This is a genomic window from Monashia sp. HAY1-2A, assembly GCF_056755315.1.
On sequence record NZ_JBNDHY010000680.1, the window covers coordinates 1 to 244 of the forward strand.

The window sequence follows — 244 nt, forward strand, 5'->3', positions numbered from 1 at the left end:
GGGAGATGTTTTCATGTGCGAAGCTGGAGATCAGATCCCGATGGACGGCGAGATTATTGAAGGACTGGCAACCATCGAAGAATCTGCTATTACCGGGGAAAGTGCTCCTGTAATTCGCGAGGCAGGAGGCGATAAAAGCTCCGTAACCGGTGGTACTAAAGTCCTTTCCGACAGGATCAAAGTAAAAGTAACCACTAAACCGGGAGAATCTTTTCTTGACAAAATGATTGCCCTCGTAGAAGGC

The 244-nt window shown here is 48.0% G+C and carries 1 protein-coding gene; it reads left to right on the plus strand.

Annotation, left to right across the window (positions count from 1 at the left end):
• On the plus strand, positions 1 to 244 hold a 244-nt coding region (locus ACPYOM_RS23515; RefSeq protein WP_481347833.1), incomplete at both ends, for a P-type ATPase actuator domain-containing protein.